The organism is Halomonas sp. THAF5a (assembly GCF_009363755.1).
GTDB lineage: Bacteria > Pseudomonadota > Gammaproteobacteria > Pseudomonadales > Halomonadaceae > Halomonas.
Map to the genome: position 1 here is coordinate 2,289,906 of NZ_CP045417.1, position 21,925 is coordinate 2,311,830.

Annotated in this window: 24 protein-coding genes; 12 read left to right on the top strand and 12 right to left on the bottom strand. The window is 67.9% G+C overall.

The genetic code is table 11. The features are described 5' to 3' along the window. Positions 1 to 9 precede the first annotated feature (9 nt). Both FIU83_RS10305 and FIU83_RS17710 read right to left on the bottom strand, forming a co-directional pair. The gene (locus FIU83_RS10305) at positions 10 to 738 is read right to left on the bottom strand and encodes a maleate cis-trans isomerase (RefSeq protein WP_152483971.1); all 729 of its coding nucleotides are present in this window, start codon (positions 736 to 738) and stop codon (positions 10 to 12) included. Further along, positions 735 to 866, bottom strand: coding sequence for a hypothetical protein (locus tag FIU83_RS17710; protein WP_301538557.1), 132 nt, complete (start codon positions 864 to 866; stop codon positions 735 to 737). Before FIU83_RS17710 ends, FIU83_RS10305 begins: the two co-directional genes overlap by 4 nt. A 101-nt stretch (positions 867 to 967) precedes the next feature. Between FIU83_RS17710 and FIU83_RS10310 the strand changes: the two genes are divergently transcribed. The 6 genes from FIU83_RS10310 (at position 968) to FIU83_RS10335 (ending at position 4,180) form a co-directional block, all read left to right on the top strand. Next, a complete protein-coding gene (locus FIU83_RS10310) occupies positions 968 to 1,357 on the top strand; it encodes a gamma-glutamylcyclotransferase (RefSeq protein WP_152483972.1) in 390 nt (129 codons plus the stop codon). A gap of 98 nt (positions 1,358 to 1,455) precedes the next feature. Continuing rightward, a complete protein-coding gene (locus tag FIU83_RS10315) occupies positions 1,456 to 1,779 on the top strand; it encodes a hypothetical protein (protein ID WP_152483973.1) in 324 nt (107 codons plus the stop codon). Between the two features lie 36 nt (positions 1,780 to 1,815). Continuing rightward, entirely contained in the window at positions 1,816 to 2,151 is a 336-nt protein-coding gene (locus FIU83_RS10320) for a peptidylprolyl isomerase (RefSeq protein ID WP_301538558.1), read from the top strand. A gap of 118 nt (positions 2,152 to 2,269) precedes the next feature. Continuing rightward, the gene (locus FIU83_RS10325) at positions 2,270 to 2,476 is read left to right on the top strand and encodes a DUF6494 family protein (protein WP_152483975.1); all 207 of its coding nucleotides are present in this window, start codon (positions 2,270 to 2,272) and stop codon (positions 2,474 to 2,476) included. A 7-nt stretch (positions 2,477 to 2,483) separates the two neighbouring features. Further along, positions 2,484 to 3,413: an ABC transporter ATP-binding protein gene (locus tag FIU83_RS10330; protein WP_152485330.1), complete on the top strand. Its 930-nt coding sequence runs from the start codon at positions 2,484 to 2,486 to the stop codon at positions 3,411 to 3,413. 5 nt (positions 3,414 to 3,418) lie between these two features. Next, positions 3,419 to 4,180, top strand: coding sequence for an ABC transporter permease (locus FIU83_RS10335; RefSeq protein ID WP_152485331.1), 762 nt, complete (start codon positions 3,419 to 3,421; stop codon positions 4,178 to 4,180). A gap of 22 nt (positions 4,181 to 4,202) precedes the next feature. Here the strand turns inward: FIU83_RS10335 and FIU83_RS10340 are convergent, their stop codons facing one another. Continuing rightward, the gene (locus FIU83_RS10340) at positions 4,203 to 5,111 is read right to left on the bottom strand and encodes a carbamate kinase (RefSeq protein WP_152483976.1); all 909 of its coding nucleotides are present in this window, start codon (positions 5,109 to 5,111) and stop codon (positions 4,203 to 4,205) included. A 204-nt stretch (positions 5,112 to 5,315) separates the two neighbouring features. Here FIU83_RS10340 and yejK point away from each other — a divergent pair, with 204 nt between their 5' ends. Beyond that, the gene (gene yejK, locus FIU83_RS10345) at positions 5,316 to 6,323 is read left to right on the top strand and encodes a nucleoid-associated protein YejK (RefSeq protein ID WP_152483977.1); all 1,008 of its coding nucleotides are present in this window, start codon (positions 5,316 to 5,318) and stop codon (positions 6,321 to 6,323) included. A 109-nt stretch (positions 6,324 to 6,432) separates the two neighbouring features. After that, positions 6,433 to 7,017: an NAD(P)H-dependent oxidoreductase gene (locus FIU83_RS10350; RefSeq protein WP_216645024.1), complete on the top strand. Its 585-nt coding sequence runs from the start codon at positions 6,433 to 6,435 to the stop codon at positions 7,015 to 7,017. An 11-nt stretch (positions 7,018 to 7,028) separates the two neighbouring features. Here FIU83_RS10350 and trxC read toward each other — a convergent pair whose 3' ends face one another. Then, complete coding sequence (trxC, locus tag FIU83_RS10355) at positions 7,029 to 7,469, bottom strand: thioredoxin TrxC (RefSeq protein WP_152483979.1); 441 nt, start codon at positions 7,467 to 7,469, stop codon at positions 7,029 to 7,031. A gap of 170 nt (positions 7,470 to 7,639) precedes the next feature. Here trxC and FIU83_RS10360 point away from each other — a divergent pair, with 170 nt between their 5' ends. Continuing rightward, on the top strand, positions 7,640 to 9,430 hold the full coding sequence (locus FIU83_RS10360; RefSeq protein ID WP_152483980.1) for an ABC transporter transmembrane domain-containing protein: 1,791 nt from the start codon (positions 7,640 to 7,642) through the stop codon (positions 9,428 to 9,430). Positions 9,431 to 9,548: 118 nt separating this feature from the next. Here FIU83_RS10360 and amt read toward each other — a convergent pair whose 3' ends face one another. The 8 genes from amt to glnT form a co-directional block, all read right to left on the bottom strand. Beyond that, positions 9,549 to 10,880 carry an ammonium transporter gene (gene amt, locus FIU83_RS10365; protein ID WP_152483981.1) on the bottom strand — a complete coding sequence of 444 codons (1,332 nt, stop codon included), beginning with the start codon at positions 10,878 to 10,880 and terminating at the stop codon, positions 9,549 to 9,551. Between the two features lie 31 nt (positions 10,881 to 10,911). Continuing rightward, positions 10,912 to 11,943, bottom strand: coding sequence for a DUF3445 domain-containing protein (locus FIU83_RS10370; protein ID WP_152483982.1), 1,032 nt, complete (start codon positions 11,941 to 11,943; stop codon positions 10,912 to 10,914). A 9-nt stretch (positions 11,944 to 11,952) separates the two neighbouring features. Beyond that, positions 11,953 to 12,891 carry a PDR/VanB family oxidoreductase gene (locus FIU83_RS10375; RefSeq protein WP_152483983.1) on the bottom strand — a complete coding sequence of 313 codons (939 nt, stop codon included), beginning with the start codon at positions 12,889 to 12,891 and terminating at the stop codon, positions 11,953 to 11,955. Further along, positions 12,891 to 13,490: a dimethylamine monooxygenase subunit DmmA family protein gene (locus FIU83_RS10380; RefSeq protein WP_152483984.1), complete on the bottom strand. Its 600-nt coding sequence runs from the start codon at positions 13,488 to 13,490 to the stop codon at positions 12,891 to 12,893. Before FIU83_RS10380 ends, FIU83_RS10375 begins: the two co-directional genes overlap by 1 nt. A 477-nt stretch (positions 13,491 to 13,967) precedes the next feature. Continuing rightward, positions 13,968 to 15,293 (bottom strand): FMN-binding glutamate synthase family protein, encoded by a 1,326-nt coding sequence (locus FIU83_RS10385; protein WP_152483985.1) that lies wholly within the window; start codon positions 15,291 to 15,293, stop codon positions 13,968 to 13,970. A gap of 13 nt (positions 15,294 to 15,306) precedes the next feature. Next, positions 15,307 to 15,990 carry a protein glxC gene (locus FIU83_RS10390; protein WP_152483986.1) on the bottom strand — a complete coding sequence of 228 codons (684 nt, stop codon included), beginning with the start codon at positions 15,988 to 15,990 and terminating at the stop codon, positions 15,307 to 15,309. Between the two features lie 2 nt (positions 15,991 to 15,992). Beyond that, positions 15,993 to 16,910 (bottom strand): glutamine amidotransferase family protein, encoded by a 918-nt coding sequence (locus FIU83_RS10395; RefSeq protein ID WP_152483987.1) that lies wholly within the window; start codon positions 16,908 to 16,910, stop codon positions 15,993 to 15,995. Between the two features lie 63 nt (positions 16,911 to 16,973). Next, a complete protein-coding gene (gene glnT / locus FIU83_RS10400) occupies positions 16,974 to 18,308 on the bottom strand; it encodes a type III glutamate--ammonia ligase (RefSeq protein WP_152483988.1) in 1,335 nt (444 codons plus the stop codon). A 612-nt stretch (positions 18,309 to 18,920) separates the two neighbouring features. Here glnT and FIU83_RS10405 point away from each other — a divergent pair. From FIU83_RS10405 to folD, 3 genes are all read left to right on the top strand, one after another. Next, complete coding sequence (locus FIU83_RS10405) at positions 18,921 to 20,051, top strand: aminomethyltransferase family protein (RefSeq protein ID WP_152483989.1); 1,131 nt, start codon at positions 18,921 to 18,923, stop codon at positions 20,049 to 20,051. A 70-nt stretch (positions 20,052 to 20,121) separates the two neighbouring features. Next, complete coding sequence (gene purU / locus FIU83_RS10410; RefSeq protein ID WP_152483990.1) at positions 20,122 to 20,985, top strand: formyltetrahydrofolate deformylase; 864 nt, start codon at positions 20,122 to 20,124, stop codon at positions 20,983 to 20,985. Further along, positions 20,985 to 21,905, top strand: a complete 921-nt coding sequence (gene folD / locus FIU83_RS10415; protein ID WP_152483991.1) for a bifunctional methylenetetrahydrofolate dehydrogenase/methenyltetrahydrofolate cyclohydrolase FolD — start codon at positions 20,985 to 20,987, stop codon at positions 21,903 to 21,905. Before purU ends, folD begins: the two co-directional genes overlap by 1 nt. Positions 21,906 to 21,925: the final 20 nt, after the last annotated feature.

A 21,925-nucleotide genomic window follows, 5' to 3' on the forward strand; every position in this document is an offset into this window, starting at 1 on the left:
CTCGCCGGCTCAGCGCTCGGCCAGCGGCCCGAGCAGCGCCGGCACCCGCCACGCGCCAGCGAGCCGCCGGAGGCCGGCCCAGAGGGTCACCTGGTTGGCGGTGAGCACCTCGCGGCCGGCCTCCTGGACCAGCGCCTCGCGCACCGCCAGGGTGTCGATGGCGGTATCGGGAATCAGCAGCGGCCGCGCGGTGTCGGGGTGGCGGGCGGCGAAGCGGCGCACCTCCTCGCGGATGTCGGTACGGTGCGAGTCCGCGGCGTAGGGGCAGTCCAGCGCCTTGCCGTGGACCACGCCGATCCCGCCCTCGCGCAGGAAGCTCACCAGTCGCAGGGTAACGTCGTCCGGGTAGGGGCTCAGCAGGTCGACCCGCACGTGCCCGAGGCCGTCGAGGGCCTCAAGAAATGCCAGCGCCGTGCTGGTCACCGGCACCCCCAGCCGAGCCTCGAGGCCGGCGCGCTGCGCCTGGGCCCAGCCGAGCCCGCCGATGAAGCTGGCGCTGGTGCAGGCCCAGACCAGGGCGCTCACCTCGGCCTCCTCCACCAGCCGCTCGCCCACCGGGGCGAGGCGCGTCACCTCGCCCAGCGCCCGCAGGGCGGCCGGCGCATGGTGGCCGTCGCTCGCCACTCGCCCGAGCGCCAGGCGCGGCAGATCGTGGCCGCCCTCGGACAGGGTGAGCCACTCGTAGTCATCCGGCCCGTCATCGGGCAGCAGGATGCCCAGGCCATCGGTATCGCTCATGTCAGACGCTCCGCATCTTGGGTTCGGACAGGCATGCGCCCCAAGGCTAGCGCAGGTGCCCCGTCCATCGACAACGGCTCGCGACGGCCCGGCAGGACGAACGTCAGGGTCAGGATCGTGATCTGCATGGGCACCTCCTTTGGCGCGGGCCGGCGGCGCGCGGTAAGCTCACGGTCGGCGCTTGCGCCCGGTACCGTATCGACACCCGACGAACGAGGAGGCAACGGCCATGCACACTCCGGCCCTGGCCGTGACCCGCACGCCGCTGGTCGCCGTCTACGGCACCCTGAAGCGCGGCCTGCGCAACCATCACTGGCTCGACGGCGCCGCCTACCTGGGCGAGGACCGCCTCACCGAGGCCACGCTCTATGACCTGGGGCCCTACCCCGGCGCCAGGCTCGAGCCCTCCCGGGGCATCACGGTCGAAGTCTTCCGGGTCGATGCCCGGCTGCTGGCCGGGCTCGACCGCCTGGAGGACTACCGGGTGCGCACGCCGCGGGAAGGCGACTACGATCGCCTCGTCCAGGCGACCGCGTTCGGGCCGGCCTGGCTCTATCTCTACAACCGCCCGGTCGCGGGCTATCCGGTGATCCGCGAGGGCGCCTGGTGGCCCCGCTAGCGCCGCGCCCATGGGATCGACGCGCTCATGAAGGCCACGCCTCGACCGGCTCGGCCTTCCCCACATCCGCCCCTTGCGACACCACCACGGAGACGGTCATGGTTCGCTTCCTGTTCACCCTCGCCGCGCTGGCCGGCCTGGCCTACGGCGGCATCTACCTCTACTACGACCTCAGCCTGACGCGCGCCGTCGGCGATCACCTCGACCGCCTCGGCCTCACCGCGGTGGAGGTCAAAGGGATCGACTTCGCGCCCACGGCGCCGCTGATCACCGATACCCACGTCACCGCCGAGGTCGCCTACGGCAGCGCCGAGGCGAGCCTCGACATCCGCGTGATCGGCCATCCCGTGTTCTCCGAGGAGACTCGCCTCGAACTCGACAGCCTGCAGGCCTTCCGGCTCAGCATCGGCGCGGGCGGTTGAGTCTCCCCGCCCCACAAGCCACCCGCGCGACCGGGCGTGGTATGCTTTCGGGTTCATCAACCGGCATCCCAGCCGACCTCTAAGGAGAGCAACATGGCTCAGGCAAGCGCACGTCATATCCTGGTGGACAGCGAAGCGAAGTGTAACGAACTCAAGGCCGAGATCGAGGCCGGCCGCGACTTCGCCGAGGTCGCTCGCGAGCACTCCAACTGCCCCTCCGGCCGCCAGGGCGGCGAGCTCGGCACCTTCGGCCCGGGCCAGATGGTGCCGGAGTTCGACAAGGTGGTGTTCTCCGCCGACCTGAACCAGGTTCAGGGCCCGGTGAAGACCCAGTTCGGCTACCACCTGCTGGAAGTCACCAGCCGCAGCTGAGGCCCCGGCCTGCCGTCAGGAGCCGCGCATGGAGCCCATGCGCGGCTTTTTTTCTTGTACAGTCCCTGTATGACGTAGAGGATGATGGCAGGTCACCGACCCCGAGAGGAGCCCTTCGATGAACGACGACACCTTCCACCACAGCATACGCAAGCTGCTGAAGAACGTGGGCGTGAACACCCAGCAGGAGATCGAGCAGGCCGTGCGCCAGGCGCTGGCCGACGGCCGCCTGACGGGCGACGAGACCCTGCCGGCGACCGTGAGGGTCGAGGTGGCGGGTCTCGAGCTGGCGCTCGACTTCACGGGGGAGATCACCCTTGAGTGAGTCGCCGATGATTCGCGTCGAGGGGCTGTCGAAGACCTTCGCCGACGGCTTCCAGGCCCTCGTGGATGTCGACCTGACGATCCAGCGCGGCGAGATCTTCGCCCTGCTCGGGCCCAACGGCGCCGGCAAGACGACCCTAATCAGCGTGATCTGCGGGCTGGTCAACGCCTCCGCCGGCCGGGTGCTGGTGGACGGCCACGACAACGTCGCCGACTACCGCGCCGCCCGCTCGCTGATCGGCCTGGTGCCCCAGGAGCTGACCAACGAGGCCTTCACCACGGTGTGGGACACGGTCAGCTTCAGTCGCGGGCTCTTCGGCAAGCCCAAGGACCCGGCGCACATCGAGAGGGTGCTGCGCTCGCTGACCCTGTGGGAGAAGCGTCACAGCCGGCTGCTGGAGCTCTCCGGCGGCATGAAGCGCCGGGTGCTGATCGCCAAGGCGCTCTCCCACGCGCCCCAGGTGCTGTTCCTCGACGAGCCCACCGCCGGGGTCGACGTGGAGCTGCGCCGCGAGATGTGGGAGGTGGTGCGCGGCCTGCGCGACCAGGGGGTGACGATCATCCTCACCACCCACTACATCGAGGAGGCCGAGGAGATGGCCGACCGCATCGGGGTGATCCGCCGCGGGGAGATCGTGCTGGTGGAGAACACCCACGCGCTGATGCACAAGCTCGGCAGCAAGGAGCTGACCCTGCACCTGCAGGAGCCCCTCGAGGCGGTGCCGGACTCGCTGGCCGGCCACGGCCTGGTGCTCGGCGACGAGGGCCACGCGCTCGTCTACAGCTACGATGCGGCCCGCCCGGAGGACGGCTCGACCATCTCCGGGCTGCTCGCCGACCTCGAGGCGGTGGGCGTGCGGGTGCGCGACCTGCACACCCGCCAGAGCTCCCTCGAGGACATCTTCGTCAGCCTGGTCCAGGAGCGTCGATCGACATGAACCGCGTGAACCTTACGTCCGTCAGGACCCTCTACTGCGCCGAGATGGCGCGCAGCCTGCGCACCATGCTGCAGAGCATCGTCTCGCCGGTGATCTCCACCTCGCTCTACTTCGTGGTGTTCGGCGCGGCCATCGGCACCCGGATCAGCGAGGTGGAGGGCGTGAGCTACGGCGCCTTCATCGTGCCGGGCCTGATCATGCTGATGCTGCTGACCCAGAGCGTCTCCAACGCCTCCTTCGGGATCTTCTTCCCGCGCTTCTCGGGCTCGATCTACGAGATCCTCTCGGCGCCGATGTCCTACGTCGAGGTGGTGGTGGGCTACGTCGGGGCGGCGGCCACCAAGTCGCTGATCCTCGGGCTGATCGTGCTGGTGACGGCGCGGCTCTTCGTGCCCTACTCCATCGATCACCCGCTGATGATGGCGGTGTTCCTGGTGCTCACCGCGGTGACCTTCAGCCTGCTCGGCTTCATCATCGGCATCTGGGCCGACGGCTTCGAGAAGCTGCAGCTGGTGCCGCTGCTGGTGATCACCCCGCTGACCTTCCTCGGCGGCACCTTCTACTCCATCGACATGCTGCCACCCTTCTGGCAGGCGTTGACCCTGGCCAACCCGGTGGTCTACCTGGTCAGCGGCTTCCGCTGGAGCTTCTACGGCATCAGCGACGTGAGCCCGCTGGTCAGCCTGGGGATGATCCTGCTGTTCCTCTCGGTGGCGCTCGCCATGGTGGGCTGGATCTTCCGGAGCGGCTACCGCCTCAAGCCCTGATCACGCCGGGAGCAGGGCTGGGTCAAGGATGAATCAGGGTGCCGGCCAGGCCCTCGAGGATCCGCTCGGCATCCTCCAGCGCGCCGATGCCGGCGACCCCGCCACGGGCGGTGACGAACTCGCAGGCGGCCGTCACCTTGGGGCCCATGGAGCCCGGCTCGAAGGCGAGCTCGCCGAGCATCTCGGGCGTCGCGCGAGCGAGCGGGCTTGGCGCGGGCCCGCCCCAGCCCTGGTACACCGCCGCCACGTCGGTCAGCAGCAGCAGCGCATCGGCATCCAGCCGGGTCGCCAGCAGGCCGGAGGCGTGATCCTTGTCGATCACCGCCTCGATGCCCTCCAGCCGCCCGCCGGCGCCCCGCACGGTGGGGATGCCGCCCCCCCCGGCGCAGATCACCACCACCCCGGCGTCCACCAGCCGACCGATGACATCGATGGGCAGGATGCGCCGCGGCAGCGGCGAGGCGACGACCCGCCGCCAGTGCCCGGGGGAGGACGCGACGAAGGCCCAGCCCCGCTCGGCCTTCCAGCGCTGCATGTCGGCGAGGCCGTACTCCGGGCCGATGGGCTTGCTCGGCAGCAGGAAGGCGGGATCGTCGGCATCCACCTCGACCCGGGTCAGCAGGGTGGCGCAGCTGGCACCGGCCGGCATCGCGTTCATCAGCTCCGCCTCGATCAGGTAGCCGATCATGCCCTCGGTCTGGGCATCCAGCACGTCCAGCGGAACGGCCTCCGTCGGCTGGCAGGCCTGGGCCTGGAGGGCGAGCAGCCCCACCTGGGGGCCGTTGCCGTGGGTCACCACCAGCTGGTGCCGACCAGCCAGCTCGGCCAGGCCCCGAGCGGCGCGGCGCACGTTGTGGCGCTGGTTGTCGATGGTCATGGGCTCGCCCGGCCGCAACAGGGCATTGCCGCCAAGGGCCACCACGATACGCATGCGGTTCGCCTCCGAGGGTCGATGTCGGGGCCCGCCGGGAGCCCCCGGCATCCGGCGCGAGGCGGTGCCCGCCCCGGGCCCTCGGCCTTCCCCCCAGCATAGCCCGCGCGGGTCATGGCCGGCGGTAAAGCGTGGCCGAGCGGCTATCGAGCGACGCCGGCGGCGGGTATCATCCCCACCCTCGCCCTTCACCGCGGAGCTCCCATGCCGATCCTGCACAGCATCATCCATCGCATCGACACGGCCTCCGGCGAGACGCCGACGCTGATCCCCGCCGCCGAGGAGCTCGCCCCCTCCGCGGCGCTGGACGACCTGCTGGCCGGCGTCAACGACGCCTTCAACGCCAAGCCCAAGGCCTGGGGCCACTTCGTCGACGCCACGCCCGAGGGCGAGGTGAGTTCGCCGTTTTCCACCGAGCTCGCCGAGGTCCTCGACGGCGGCCGCGACTTCGCCACCTTCAGCCGCGACGTGGCGGCGCGCCTCGCCGAGCTGATCGGCGATCACCTGACCCTCGCCGGCGATCTCTTGATGGTCGATCAGCGCGTCGGCGACGCTCGCTATCTCTTCCTGGCGCTGCTGCACCATCGCAGCGGGTTCGGCGTCGACGACGATCTGGCCGTGGTGCCGGTGCGCCAGCTCAACCTGACCCAGATGAGCCTCGCCGCGCGCCTCGACATCCGCCAGTGGCAGGGCGAGACGCCGTCGAAGCAGTACCTCGCCTGGACCAAGGACCGCGGCGGCAAGAAGCTCGCCGAGGGCTTCGCCGCCCTGCTCGGCGCCGCGGAGGGGGTGGACGCCACGGGCGAGACCCGCACCCTGCTCAAGGCCTTCAGCGACTACGTGGAGCAGGAGGACCTGCCCGAGGAGGCCAGCCGCGAGAAGACCGATGCGCTGATCGACTACGCCAGCGACCAGGCGAGTCGTGGCGAGCCGATCACCCTGGAGGAGCTCTCCGAGGTGCTCGACGAGCAGCAGCCGACGGCCTTCTATGAGCACATCCGCAACGCCGACTACGGCCTCTCCCCGGAGATCCCGCCGGACAAGCGCACCCTCAACCAGTTCCGGCGCTTCGCCGGCCGCTCGGGGGGCGTATCGATCAGCTTCGACTCCCACCTGCTGGGCTCCAGCGTGGAGTACGACGAGGCGCAGGATCGGCTGATCATCAAGCAGGTGCCCAAGCAGCTGCGCGAGCAGCTCAAGCGCCAGGACTGAGGGCGCGAGGCGGCATCTCGCTCGAGGACCAACGGCGAACGCCGCGAAGCGCGCTATGCTGAGCGTCGTCGACCTGACATCCCGAGCTGATCATCGAGAGAACGTCGCCATGCGCCGCATCCTGATCCTCCAGGGCCACCCCGACACCGCCGCCCCGCACCTGCTGCACGCCCTGGCCGACCACTACCGCCGGGGCGCCGAGCAGGCCGGCCACGAGGTGCGCGTCCTGACCATCGCCGAGCAAACCTTCCCCCTGCTGCAGAGCCAGCGGGCCTGGACCGAGGAGCCGATGCCCGAGGCCCTCGCGCCGGCGCGGGACGCCATCGCCTGGTGCGAGCACCTGGTGCTCTGCTTTCCGCTGTGGCTCGGCGACATGCCGGCGCTGGTGAAGGGCTTTCTCGAGCAGGTGCTGCGCCCCCACTTCGCCTTCGAGTACGTGCAGGGCAACCCCCTGGGGCGCAAGGGGCTCACGGGCCGTTCGGCGCGGGTGGTGGTGACCATGGGCATGCCGGCGGCGATCTATCGCCACGTCTATCGCGCCCACAGCCTCAAGTCGCTGGAGCGCAACATCCTCGGCTTCGTCGGCTTCGCGCCGGTGCGCGAGACGCTGATCGGCTCGGTGGAGAACCTCGACGAGGCCGACTGCCGGACGTGGTTCACGCGCCTGGAGAAACTGGGCCGCCAGGCGCGGTAGGCGCGGCCGCGCTACCCCGCCAGGTAGGGCCGCAGCCACTGGCGCAGCTGCGGCCCCTGCAGCAGCCCCGGCTGGCGGGCGACCTCCGTGCCGTTCTGGAAGACGATCAGCGTGGGGATGCTGCGGATGCCGAAGCGCGCCGCCAGCGCCTGCTGCTCCTCGGTGTTGAGCTTGGCGAAGCGCAGCCGCGGCTCGAGCTCCCGGGCGGCCTCGGCGAAGATCGGCGCCATCGCCTTGCAGGGCCCGCACCAGCTGGCCCAGAAGTCCACCACCACCGGCAGCTCGCTGCGCTCGACCAGGGCGGAGAAGTTGGCGTCGCTGAGCGCCACCGGCTCGCCGGTGAACAGCGCCCGGCGGCACTTGCCGCAGGTCGGGCCGTCGTCGAGCCGCGCTCGCGCGACGCGATTGACGGCGTGGCAGTGGGGGCAGCCCAGCTTCAGGGAATCGGTCATGGCACACTCCGGGGCGACGGGATTTTCCCCGCACTATACCCATGAACGGCCATCGCCCGCGACGCCTATCGAGCGCCCCGACACCCGACGCGCGCCCTGCGCGTCATGCAGCGCACCCCGCGGGCTGCTATCGTCGCCGCAATACCGCCCGGCGTCCCCGAGAGAGCCCCATGACCGACCGCCCCGATCCCCGCGTACTGCTGCGCCTGCTGTCGCTGCTCGCCCCCTACCGCGGCCGCGTGGCGCTGGCCGCCCTGGCGCTGCTCGCCGCGGCGGGCAGCGTGCTGCTGCTCGGCCAGGGACTGCGCCTGGTGATCGACCAGGGCTTCCTGGCCGAGGATGCCCGCCAGCTCAACCGGGTGCTGGTCGGCATGCTGGCCGTGGTGGCGGTGCTCGCGATCGCCTCGGCGCTGCGCTACTACCTGGTCACCTGGATCGGCGAGCGGCTGGCCGCCGACCTGCGCCGCCGGGTCTTCGATCACCTGCTCGACCTGGAGCCCGGTTTCTTCGAGAGCAGCCGCGGGGACGGCGGCGGCGCCGGGGAGATCGCCTCGCGGCTCACGGCGGACACCAGCGTGCTGCAGAGCCTGTTCGGCTCCTCGATCTCGCTGGCGCTGCGCAACCTGCTGATGCTCGCCGGCGCCGTGGCGCTGATGGTGGTGACCCAGCCGTGGCTTTCGGCCATCGTGCTGCTGGGCATTCCGGCCACGCTGCTGCCGATCCTGTGGTTCGGCCGCCGGGTGCGGCGCCTGTCGCGCTTCAGCCAGGACCGGGTGGCCGAGCTCGGGCGCTACGCCGGCGAGGCCCTCTCGGGCATCCGCACCGTCCAGGCCTTCACCCACGAGCCGAGCGATCGCCGGGCCTACGGCGCGCGGGTCGAGGAGGCCTTCGCCACCGCCGTGGCGCGCACCCGCCAGCGCGCCTGGCTGACCGGCGGCGCGCTGCTGGCGGTCTTCGCCGCGGTGGGCGTGATGCTCTGGCAGGGCGGCCAGGCGGTACTCGCCGGCAGCATGAGCGCCGGCGAGCTCTCGGCCTTCGTCTTCTACGCGGTGCTGGCGGCCGGCGCGGTGGCGACGCTCGCCGAGGTGGCGGGCGACGTGCAGCGCGCCGCGGGCGCCGCCGAGCGGCTGCTGGAGCTGATGGCGACGCGCCCCGCGATCCGCGCCCCGGCGCGCCCCACGCCCCTGCCCGTCCCGCTGCGCGGGGAGATCCGCCTGGAGGGCGTGAGCTTCACCTACCCCGGCCGGCAGACGCCGGCGCTCGCGGCGTTGGACCTCGCCATCGCGCCCGGCGAGCGGGTCGCCCTGGTGGGCCCCTCCGGGGCCGGCAAGAGCACCCTGCTCGCGCTGCTGCTGCGCTTCCACGACCCCGACCGGGGCACCCTGAGGCTCGACGGCATCGACCTGCGCGACCTCGACCCGCGCGAGCTGCGCGCCTGCCTCGGCCTGGTGGCCCAGGAGCCGGTGCTGTTCAGCGGCAGCGTCGCCGACAACCTGCGCGTCGGCCGACGCGATGGCGACCGCGAGGCGCTGCGCCGAGCGGCCCGGGACGCCAACGCCCTGGGCTTCATCGAGGCGCTGCCCCAGGGCCTCGACACACTCCTCGGCCCCGGCGGCGTGCAGCTCTCCGGCGGCCAGCGCCAGCGCCTGGCGATCGCCCGGGCGCTGCTCAAGGATCCCCGGGTGCTGCTGCTCGACGAGGCCACCAGCGCCCTAGACGCCGAGAGCGAACGGCTGGTGCAGCAGGCGCTGGACCGGCTGATGGCCGAGCGCACGAGCCTGGTCATCGCCCACCGGCTGGCCACGGTGGTCGCCGCCGACCGGCTGCTGGTGATGGACGAGGGGCGTCTGGTGGCGGCCGGCCGCCACGCAGAGCTGCTCGAGACGAGCCCGCTCTATCGCCACCTCGCCGAGCTGCAGTTCGGCCGCCACGCCCTGCCCCCGGCCGATGAGGCGCGCTGAGCCCTCTCCCCTGCCGTCTGCATGGCAAGGCGGGGCAAGACAGGGTCCCCACAAAACGCTACCCCCCGGCACTGGGCCGGGGGGTAGCGCGCGTTTCGCTCGAGGAGAGTCGAGGGCGTCAGGCGCCCTTCTGCGCCGTCATGCCGGCCATCGGACTGGCGGCCGGGCGCTTGCCCGGCTTCGGAGTGCCGGCCTCCTGGGCACTCGCCGCGACGAACTCGGGGTAGGCCAGCATCCCGCACTCGTGCAGGTCCATGCCTTCCCGTTCCTCCTGCTCGCTGATACGCAGCCCCATGACGGTTCGAATGATCCACAGTACCGCGAAGCTGGCACCGAACATCCAGGCAAAGACGACCAGGGTGCCGATCAGCTGCACCCCCAGGGTAGCGTCGGGATTGGAGAACAGCACCGCCAGGATCCCCCAGATGCCGGCGGTGCCGTGCACGGAAATGGCCCCCACCGGATCATCGATCTTGAGCCGGTCCAGCCCCAGCACCGACAGCACCACCACGATGCCGCCCACGGCACCGACCATCGCCGACAGCCCGGCCGTCGGCAGCAGCGGTTCGGCGGTGATGGCGACAAGGCCGGCCAGGGCGCCGTTGATGACCATGGTCATGTCGGTCTTGCCGAACAGGGCACGCGACAGCAGGGCGGCCGCGACCATGCCGGCCGCCGCCGCGGTGTTGGTGTTGACGAAGATCCGCGCCACGGCGTTGGCGTCGTCCACGCTGGCGACCTTGAGCATGGAGCCGCCGTTGAAGCCGAACCACCCCATCCACAGGATGAACATGCCCAGCATGGCGATCGGCAGGTTGGCACCGGGAATGGCGCGCACCTCGCCATTGGCCCCGTAGCGTCCCTTGCGGGGCCCCACCAGGATCACCGCCGCCAGGGCGGCGGCGGCCCCCGCCATGTGCACCACCACCGATCCGGCGAAGTCCTGGAAGCCCATGGCGTCGAGGAAACCGCCACCCCACTTCCAGTACCCCTCCACCGGGTAGATAAAGGCCACCATGGCCACGGCGAAGATCAGGAAGGGCCAGAGCTTCATGCGCTCGGCGATGGCCCCGGAGACGATCGACATGGTCGCGGCCGCGAACACGGCCTGGAAGATGAAGTCGGCCATGCTGGAGTAGTAGGGCGCACCCTCGCCAGCCGAGATGTCGGCCACGCTGTTATCGCTGCCCAGCATGAAATCCAGGCCGGGGATCACACTGCTGATCGCCTCGGCCGGATACATCACGTTGTAGCCGACGACCAGAAACACCAGGCAGGCGATGGCATAAAGCAGCGCGTTCTTGGTCAGGATCTCCACCGTATTGCGGCTTCGCACCAGGCCAGACTCCAGCATCGCGAACCCACATGCCATGAACATGACCAGGGCCGTGCACATTAGGAAATAGAAGGTATCCAGGGCATAGCCCAGTTCCAGGGTCGTTTCCGTCATTGTTGTTACCTCATTGTTGATATCGATATGCTCAGTACTGCGGTTCCGGCTGCCGATCGTAGTGGGCGAGCCAATCGACCACCGTCTCGCGATAGCGGCTCAATCCCTTGTAGTCCGCCAGTTCCTCGGGGAGCCCCTTCAGCACGCGATGCAGCCGACGGGCCCACGCGCGGTGGGTGACCAGATCCTCGAGACTGATCAAGTAGGTGCGGATGCCGAAGAACAGGGCGTGACTCCTCGGCATGCGCACCAGGGTCTGCAGTTCCACGCGCAGATAGACATCCTGACCGACGTTGTCCGGCGTGATGGTGGTGCGATCCTTCCCCCAGTGGGCAAAGGTCTCGGGGGAGCTGTCCATGCGGGGGTGAATCGTCATGGTCCAGTTGAGCCGTCTCACCGGACCGCCCACCTGAATGGCGCACAGGTATTTCAGCGCTCGGTCGAAGATGCCCATCTCGTGGGCCAGGGGCACGGGGCCATGCCACTGCTTGAAACTCATGCCCGCATCAAAGGCCAGCGACCAGTCGGCCGGTGAGGTGATGACGCCGGCATCCATGAACAGGTCGCCGTCGCGCTGATCGAGCAGTGCGATATCTCCCTGCACCTGCCGGCCGATGAGCTCCAGGGGGGACGTGGGCAAGGTGCCCTCCTCTCCCATGCGAAAAGACTGGCGAATATTCAGCGGGTGATTGACCCAGACGCAGTCGTCTCCCTGGCGTTCGAACGAGAAATGCTGGGGATAGTCCCGGGCATAATGCGTCATCACGAACTCGAGCAGATCCCAGCAGGCCTGGCGCATGTGGGGCATGGCCAGACAGCGATCAGGATCCTCCCGAAGCACCATGTCACGCTCGGCGGTTTCCGAGAGATAATGCTCGTCGATATCCAGCATGTGCTCGTAGACGCTGCCCTCTGGCCCGGGGAGAACATGCGGCTCGATATTGACCGAGTAGATGTAATCATCCTCGGGAAACGGGAACGGAAAGCGACGAATCGCCTCGCTACTGTTTTGGTAGGTAAAATGGCCTCGGAAGGCTTGGGTATCGCGGGGGTAAAGTCGCATGAAAAGCTCCTACAGGTCCAGAACCAGAGTGTCGGTCAGGCTACGGGAGACACAGGGCATGATGCAGTCATGCCGCTTTCGCTCCTCATCATCGAGGAAGGCATCGCGATGTTCGACGCGTCCCTCGGCGACCGCCGTCTTGCACTGGCCGCAGACCCCGCCGCGGCACAGGTTGGGAACCTCGACCCCCTGGGCTTCGAGTGCCTCGAGCAGCGAGGTCTCGTCATCGACCGTCACGTCGATGCCGGAGGCCGCCAGCCGGGCGACGAAGGGGGTGCCCGACTCGGGGGCCGCGAAGGCCTCGTAGTGGACCCGGGTGTCGGCCCAGTCCATGTCCTTCGCCGCCCGGGTAACAGCATCGATCATGCCCTGGGGACCACAGATGTAGACGTGGGTACCCAGCGGTCGGTCGGCGAGAATGCGGTGGAAGTCCGGTCGCGCGCCCTGATAGCAGTGCAGGCTGCTGCCCAGTCGTTGCTGCAGCTCGAGAGAGAAGCCACCGGTCGTGTCTTCGCGAAAGCTGTAGTGCAGCTCATGGGACGCGCCTTGGCGCTCGAACTCGTGGAGATAGGCCAGGAAGGGTGTGATGCCGATCCCCCCGGCGATGAGGATATGGTGACGGGCATTCCATCGGGGCAGGAAGAAGTTGCTAGGCGGGGAAATGCTCAGGTGATCGCCGACCGCCACGTCCTCGTGCATGAAGCGTGACCCGCCGCGGGAGGCTTCCTGCCGCCTGACCGCGATGCGATAACAGCTGGTGTCCGCCGGGTCACCAAGCAGGGAGTAGGCATTGCGATACCAGCGATCCTGACCGGGCATGCTCACGACCACATGGCTGCCGGCCGAGAACCGAGGCAGGGCACGATCACAGGGCTCCAGGGTGAACTGCTTGACGACGGGGCTGATGGTATCGATCGCCGACACCTTGACGACAATGTGACCAGACATCAGTTGAGCTCCTCCTGCTGTGGCACCGCTCCGGGCTCCTCGGCATCGACCCGCACTCCCATGTAGGCCCCGAGCCGGCGGGAGAAATGATCCCGCACCTCCAGGTAACATCCGCAACCGGTGCAGGCCACGGGAGAGACATGAACGCCTTCGGTGAAGGTGCGGCAGTGGGCGCAGAACACCCGGCGTCCCTGCCCGGCCATCGGGTAGAGCAGGATCTCCTCATCGACCAGGCCGTGTGCGACGGCGAAACCGCGCACATCCCAGAGAAAGGCCTCGCTGCCGATGACCACCAGGCGACAGCCGACCGTCGATTCCTTCAGCGTCTCGAGCAGCTTGGGCTCGAATCGTTTCCAGATGGCGGGTTCGGTACGCCTGGGACCGAGGTCGGCCCCGGTCGAGGACGCCTCGTTCCCTTCATGATGGAGCAGTATCCTGACCCGCTCATGCGCTTGTTCACGCAGCAACTCAGACAGCGTTTCTCGACCACAGGGCTCGATGACGAACAGGTAGTCGCCCGCATCGGGGAGGCGGTCTGGCCACTGATAGATGGGTCGACTCTTGATCGATGGTGCGGTGGGTTGTTCTAGGGTTTTCATCTCGATGATCTCACTCCCCATCGGTGGTAACCGGTGACTTTCGAAGCCGTCGGCAGGCGCTCATTATTTCTCAAGGAGATATTTTATTTACCAAAGAGAAAGCACAATCTGTGCCAACCTGTAACTCATTGAATGACAAGAACTCCAGGTCATGGCGGGTTATTCTCCTGCCTCTGGATAGTGCATCGACTCCTAATGGGTGGTCAGCGAGGTGCAATTCGTGATCCGTTTGGCGGTAGCATACGTGACGGACACGACCTCGGCGCCAGGCCAGCGAGTGGGACGATCGAGGGCCGCGCAATGCACGAGTCGAAGGCACGATGCCGCGGCGCGAGACGGGGCGAAACGTGAACCACGAGAAGGGGCGAGAGGGCCGGTGAAGAGACGAGGGAGGGCACAAGGGGGATAACACGAGAAAGGCCCCACCGCTCCGGTGGGGCCTAACTTGTCACGCGCGATGTTCGAGGCGTGGGGCAATCAGAGCGACTGGCCGGGAATCCAGCCGGTGCCGGCCAGCGGCACCCGGGCCATGGCGGCCGCCTCGACGTTGAGCGCCACCAGGTCCTCCGGTTCCAGGTGATGCAGGTGGGACTTGCCACAGGCGCGGGCCAGGGTCTGAGCCTCCAGGGTCAGCACACGAAGATAGTTGGCCAGTCGCTTGCCGGCCGCCACCGGATCGAGGCGCTGGCTCAGCTCCGGATCCTGGGTGGAGATGCCCGCCGGGCACTTGCCGTCCTGGAAGTCATCGTAGAACCCGGCGGCGGAGCCGAGCTGGCGATACTCTTCCTCATAACGCGGGTGATTGTCGCCCAGGGCGATCAGGGCGGCGGTGCCGATGGCCACCGCATCGGCGCCCAGGGCGATGGCCTTGGCCACGTCGGCGCCGTTGCGGATCCCGCCGGAGACGATTAGCTGCACCTCGCGGTGCACGCCCATCTCCTGCAGCGCCTGGGCGGCCTGGGGAATGGCCGCCATGGTCGGGATGCCGACATGCTCGATGAACACATCCTGGGTCGCCGCGGTGCCGCCCTGCATGCCATCGAGCACCACCACGTCGGCCCCGGCCTTCACCGCCAGCTTGACGTCATAGTAGGTGCGGGTGGCGCCGACCTTGATGTAGATCGGCACCTGCCAGTCGGTGATCTCGCGAAGCTCGGCGATCTTGATCGCCAGGTCGTCGGGGCCGGTCCAGTCCGGGTGACGGCAGGCGCTGCGCTGATCGATGCCCTTGGGCAGGGTCCGCATCTGGGCCACGCGATCGGAGATCTTCTGGCCCAGCAGCATGCCGCCGCCGCCCGGCTTGGCGCCCTGCCCCAGCACCACCTCGATGGCATCCGCCTTGCGCAGGTCGTCCGGGTTCATGCCGTAGCGGGAGGGCAGGTACTGGTAGACCAGCCTCTTCGACTGACCGCGCTCCTCGGCGGTCATCCCGCCGTCGCCGGTGGTGGTCGAGGTCCCGACCTCCGAGGCGCCGCGCCCCAGGGCTTCCTTGGCCTGGGCGGACAGGGCGCCGAAGCTCATGCCGGCGATGGTCACCGGGGTATCAATGACCACCGGCTTCTTGGCGAAGCGGGTACCGAGCACCACCTCGGTGCCACACTTCTCCCGGTAGCCCTCGAGGGGATAGCGGGACATGCTGGCGCCGAGGAACAAGAGGTCATCGAAATGCGGGACCTTGCGCTTGGCGCCCCAGCCGCGGATATCGTAGATCCCGGTCTCGGCGGCGCGCTGTATCTCGCCGATCACGTCACGACCGAAGGTGGCCGACTCACGCAGGGACGGGTTGTAGGTTTGATCGCTCATGGCAGGCTCCTGATCAGTAGGCCGAGGCGTTATCGACTTTGAAGTGGTAGAGCTCGCGGGCCGAGCCATAGCGACGGAAGTCGGTGGGGTCATCGTCGATCCCGGCCCGCTTGAGCAGCGTGGCCAGCTCCTCGCGGTGCTCGGCACGCATCTCCTTCTCCACGCAGTCGGCGCCGAGGGTGCCGACGGAGCCCTTCACGTAGAGGTGGGCCTCGTAGATCGAATCCCCCAGGGCATCGCCGGCGTCGCCGCAGACCACCAGGCAGCCGGCTTGCCCCATGAAGGCGCTCATCGGGCCGATATTGCCCTTGACCACGATATCCACGCCCTTCATGGAGATGCCGCAGCGGGCGGCGGCATTGCCCTCGATGACCAGCAGGCCGCCGTGGGCCGTGGCGCCCGCCGACTGGGAGGCATCGCCCTTGACCCGGACCACCCCGGACATCATGTTCTCGGCGACCCCGACGCCCACGTTGCCATGCACCGTGACGCTGGCCTGCTGGTTCATCCCGGCGCAGTAGTAGCCGGCATGGCCATCGATATCCACGCTGACGGCGTCATTCAGCCCGCAGGCGATGTTGTGCGCCCCGTTGGGGTGGATCACCCGCCACTCGCGCACGTCGCGGATCAGCTCGCCGTCATGCAGCGACTGGTTGAGCTCTCGCAGGCTCTGTTCAGCAAGATCAACGGTTTTCATCGTCAAGCGGCCTCCACCTTGGCGCCATCGCGCTCCCAGACATAGATCGTCGCCGGCTCGGGTTCCCAGACCCGGGCCCGCTGGATGCCCGGCAGGCCTGCCAGGGCACGGTATTCCGACGCCATCGCCACATAGTCGTCGGTCTCGGCGATCACCGCGGGCTTGCAGGAGATCGGGTCACGCACCACCGCGAAGCCGTCCCGGGTGCCGATGGTGAACGTGAAGAAGCCATCCAGGTCCTTCAGGGCCCCCTTGAGGGCCTGGGTCAGGGATTCTCCCTTGCCCAGTCGCCAGGTCAGGTAGCCGGCCGCCACTTCGGAGTCGTTGTCGGTATCGAAACCGATGCCCTCGCGCTTGAGCTTGTCACGCAGGCGGTTGTGGTTGGACAGCGAGCCGTTGTGCACCAGGCACAGGTCGAGCCCGGTGGAAAAGGGGTGGCTGCCCTGCAGCGTCACCGCGCTCTCGGTGGCCATGCGGGTATGGCCGATGGCATGGCTGCCGCGCATTCCCTTGAGCTGGAAGCGCTCGGCGATACTGGCCGGCAGGCCGACCCCCTTGAGGATCTCGATGCTCTGGCCGGCACTCAGCACGCGCACGTCGGGGGCCTGCTCGTCCAGCCAGGCGCGCAGCGGCGCTTCCGCGGCCGCCAGCTTGAAGACCGCGACGTTGGCATTGCGGAACCAGCCGTCCACCCCCCCGAAGGCCTCGCCCAGTCGATCGGCCAACACCGCCCAGTCAAAGGCCTCGTCATCGCTCTGCAGCGTCAGCTTGATCCCTGCGTTGTATTCATCGCCATAGACCGAGAAGCCGGCACTGTCCGGGCCGCGGTCGGTCATGGCGATCAGCATTGGCTCGAACAGCTCTCCCAGGCGGCTTTCCCACGCCGGGTTCTTGAGGTATAGCCCCACGATTCCACACATAGTCTTGTCCTCTTGCGATAACCGATCACGGCATGTTCGGGTCGACGTTCGTTCTGAAGGCGATCAGAAGAATTCCGCGTATTGCTGCACTTCCCAGTCCGAGACCTGACGGCTGTAGGCCTCCCATTCGTCGCGCTTGACCTTGATGAACTCGTCGACGATTTCCGGCCCCATCGCCTCCCGCAGGATGGGATCGGCGGCGAGGGCATCGATGGCTTCCTTGAGCGACTGGGGGAGGATGCCGATGCCCTGCTCCTGGCATTCCGCATCGCCCAGGGCATACAGGTTGATGTTGTGCGCCTTGCCCGGGTCGAGCTGGCGGTCGACGCCATCCAGGCCGGCGGCAATCAGCGCGGCATGCACCAGGTAGGGGTTGCAGCCGGCGTCGGGCAGGCGGAATTCGAGACGACCATAGGGCACGCGGACCATCGCCGAGCGGTTGTTGTCGCCATAGGCGATGAACACCGGCGCCCAGGTGGCGCCGCTGTTGGAGCCTCCCTTCACCAGTCGCTTGTAGGAGTTCACGGTGGGGGCGGCGAAGGCACACAGCGCCGGGGCGTGGTTCAGCAATCCCCCCAGGAAGTGATACGCCATCCGCGACAGCCCCATGCCCTGCGGGTCGCCATCGTCGCCGAAGACGTTGTGGCCGTCCTGGTCACTGATCGACAGGTGGAAGTGCATGCCGTTACCGGGCCGGTCGGCTTGGGGCTTGGGCATGAAGGAGCAGACCATGCCCAGCTCGTTGGCGATCTCGCCGGCCGCCATGCGCACGAAGGTGAACCGGTCCGCCGAGGTCAGGGCGTCGCTGTAGGTGTAGTTGATCTCGAACTGGCCATTGGCGTCCTCGTGGTCGATCTGGTAGACATCGAAATCGACCGCCTGAAGCGCCTCCACCAGGCGCTCCAGGAACTCCCGGGAGCGCGACAGGCCCTTGTAGTCGTAGCAGGGCTTGGCCAGGACATCGCTCTCGTCCACCGGCAGCAGCTCGCCCCGCTCGCCTCGCTTGAACAGCGAGAACTCGGGCTCGAGCCCGGTATTCAGCGTCCAGCCCTTGTCCTTTAGACGCTCCAGCTGCCGGAGCAGGACCACACGGCTGTCATAGGGGTAAGGGGCGTCGTTGACGTGGCCATCGCATACCAGGCGGGCATAGCCCGGCTGCCAGGGCACCAGCGACAGGGTCGAGAGATCACCACGGGCCATGAAGTCCGGCCCGTGCGGCTCCATCCCCAGGCCGCTGACGGCGAAACCGGCGAAACCTGCCCCCTTCTCGACCACATCCATCAGACAGTTGGCCGGCACCGACTTGGTCTTGGCGGCGCCATGAATATCCACGAACTGCGCGAGCAGGTAGCGAACGTCGTGATCCTCGAGTAACTGCTTGGCGGCTTCAGGCGTCATGTCGGGTTTCCTCTGAGCGTTGCGGGTGCGGGTGTCGATATGGCGCATCGTCCTTCCGGCAACGGGGCCGGGGCCTTCCCCGGGGCCACTGCAAGCTACGCCACACCAACCATTCCCATCAAGAAATTTTCTTTCTCTCAGGGAAAAGCATCTCGCGTGCCAGAATCGCCCTCCCTCTCGCTCAAGGCCGTGAAAATATCTTCAATCAATTGATTTAATTGAATTAAAAACTTTATTTCGCCGCCTCCTGCCGACCCCGGACAGACACATGCCGAGGGACCCGCCCTCCACCTTGCCACCTGACGGTGCATCTCCTTCCCTCGTCGCACCACCAAGGAACACCGAACTCCCTCCTCAGGCGTCGCAGGCGTCACCAGACAGGTCGCCGAATCGCCGGCTGCACGCATCACGCTGCCCTCATTACGAGCCAAGCATCTGTTTATAAAGGAATAATGAAAAAAATCTGACGTTCCACCGGGTCCCGTGGCAGGAAACTGGCAAGCTTGTTGCTTGACTGAAGAGAATGTTTTTTTCTTTCCAGGAAAAGTCGGTTGACTCATCATCGTGCCGCCGACCCCCTGGCCGCTCACCAGCCCCCACAGGAGTCATCACATGGCCAACAGCTGGCGCATCTCCGCCCTCGCCGACCGTCACCGCGCCCTGGGCGCCGAGCTCGAAGACTGGAACGGCATGGGCACCGCCTTTCGCTACCACGCCGATATCGCCGATCACCACGAGGCGATCCGGACCCGGGCGGGCCTGATGGACGTATCGGGCCTCAAGAAGATTCATTGCTCGGGCCCCCACGCCCAGGCCCTGCTCGACTACGCCACCACCCGCGACATGTCACGGCTCTACCCGGGCAAGTCCGTTTACGCCACGATGCTCAACGATGAAGGCAAGTTCGTCGACGATTGCATCGTGTACTGCCTGGCGCCCAACGCCTACCTGGTGGTGCACGGCACCGGCCTGGGGCACGACATGCTGACGCGCGGCGCCCAGGGCCGCAGCGTCCACCTGAGCTTCGACGACGACCTGCACGACCTGTCGCTGCAGGGCCCCAGGGCCGTCGACTTCCTGGCCGAGCATGTGCCGGGCATCCGCGAGCTGCCCTACTTTCATCACCTGCAGACCCGGCTGTTCGGCCGACACGTGATGATCTCCCGGACCGGCTATACCGGTGAGCGGGGCTACGAGATCTTCTGCAAGGCGGAGGACGCCCCGGCGATCTGGGACACCATCCTCGAGCAGGGCGCCGCCCTGGGCATCGAGGCCTGTGGCTTCGAGACCCTCGACTGGCTGCGCGTGGAGAGCAACCTGCTGTTCTATCCCGCCGACAACTCCGAGACCCATCCCTTCGAGAACGAGCCGGCCGGCGACACCCTGTGGGAGCTCGGCCTGGACTTCACCGTCTCGAAGGACAAGACCGAGTTTCGCGGCGCCAGCGAACACTTCCGCCGACAGGGCAAGGAGCGCTTCCGGATCTTCGGCGTGCTGCTCGACAGCCCCAAGGTCGCCCAGCCGGGCGACACCCTGTGGGCCGCCGGCAAGCGGGTCGGCGTGGTCACCCAGGGCATGTACTCGCGGCTGACCAGGCAGTCGGTGGCCATGGCCCGGATCGATACCCCCCATGCGGAGCAGGGCCAGCCGCTGGAGGTGCGCGGCAGCCTGGAGGCCAGCGCCATCGCCCACACCCTGCCGTTCGACGATCCCCAAAAACTCAAGCGGCTCGCCAAGGGCTGACCCCCGACGACACGGTTGCCGGCGCGAGCCAGCGCCGGGCCTCCTCTCCCTTTCGAAGGAACACGATTCCATGCCCCAGTCAGACGACAGCTACATCATCAAGATCTCCTGCCCCGCCACCTCGGGCATCGTCGCCGCCGTGACCTCCTTTCTCACCGAAGGTCAGTGCTATATCAGCGAGCTCGCCCAATATGACGACGAGGAACTCGGGCGCTTCTTCCTGCGCGCCAAGTTCCGCTTCAACGATGGCATCAAGGGCGACATCGAGACCCTCAAGCGCGACTTCGTCGGCATCGCCGAGGAGTTCGACATGCAGTGGGACTTCCGGCACGACAACCAGCCGATGCGCGTGCTGCTGATGGTCAGCAAGTACGACCACTGCCTCAGCGACCTGATGTATCGCCAGCGCAAGGGCGAGCTCGACATGGAGATCACCGCCATCGTCTCCAACCATCTCGACCTGCGCCCCATGGCCGAACGAGAGGGCATCCGCTTCGTCTACCTGCCGGTCAACCGCGACAACAAGGCCCGCCAGGAGGCGGCGCTGATGGAGATCGTCGACGAGACCCGGACCGAGCTGGTGGTGCTGGCGCGCTACATGCAGATCCTCTCCGACGACCTCTGCCAGAAGCTCTCCGGCCGCGCCATCAATATCCATCACTCCTTCCTGCCCGGCTTCAAGGGCGCCAAGCCCTACCACCAGGCCCATGAACGCGGCGTCAAGCTGATCGGCGCCACCGCCCACTACGTCACCTCGGACCTCGATGAGGGCCCGATCATCGAACAGGAGGTCCAGCGCGTCGACCACACCTATCGTCCCGAGGACCTGGTCACGGTGGGCCGCAATACCGAGACCGTCGCCCTGTCCCAGGCGGTCAAGTACCACCTCGAGCATCGTGTCTTCCTCGACCAGAACAAGACGGTGATCTTCTGATGAGCATTGCCCCCACCGAATCGCCCCTGGCGACCCGCATCGACGGCAAGGCCTGTGCCGAGCGCGTGCTGGCCGAGGTCGCCGCGGATGTCGCCAGCCTCGCCGCCGACGGCATCGTCCCCGGACTCGCCGTGGTCCTGATCGGCGAGGATCCCGCCAGCCAGGTCTACGTGCGCAACAAGCTGCGCAAGGCGGAGGCCGTCGGCATCCGCTCGCTGGAGTACCGCTTCGACGACACCCTGCCCCAGGCCGAGCTGCTGTCGCTGATCGCGCGCCTCAACCGGGACCCCGAGGTGCACGGCATCCTGGTGCAGCTGCCGCTGCCCGACCATATCGACGAGGACGCGGTGATCCAGGCCGTTGATCCGGCCAAGGACGTCGACGGCTTCCACCGCCAGAACGCCGGTGGCCTGTGGCAGGGCCTGCCCGTGCTGGCGCCCTGCACCCCGACCGGCTGCCTGCGCCTGCTGAAGGAGACCTGCGGCGAGCTCGCCGGCCAGCACGCGGTGATCGTCGGGCGTTCCAACATCGTCGGCAAGCCCATGGCCGCCCTGCTGCTGGCGGCGGACTGCTCCGTGACGATGCTGCACTCGAAGAGCCGCGATGCCGCCGCCCTGTGTCGCCAGGCCGACATCGTGATCGCCGCCGTCGGCCGGCCGGAGATGCTCGACGCCGACTGGCTCAAGCCAGGCGCCGTGGTCATCGATGTCGGCATCAATCGCATCGCGTGTGACGGTGACGGCGAGCGCCGCCACCGCCTGGTCGGCGATGTCGACTTCGACGCCGCGAGCCGGGTGGCCGCGGCCATCACGCCGGTGCCCGGCGGCGTCGGGCCGATGACCATCGCCTATCTGATGCAGAACACCGTCACCGCCACCCGGCTGCAGCGCCGGCAGGCCAGCGCCGCGGCGCTGGCCTGAGGGACACACCAAGGGGGTTC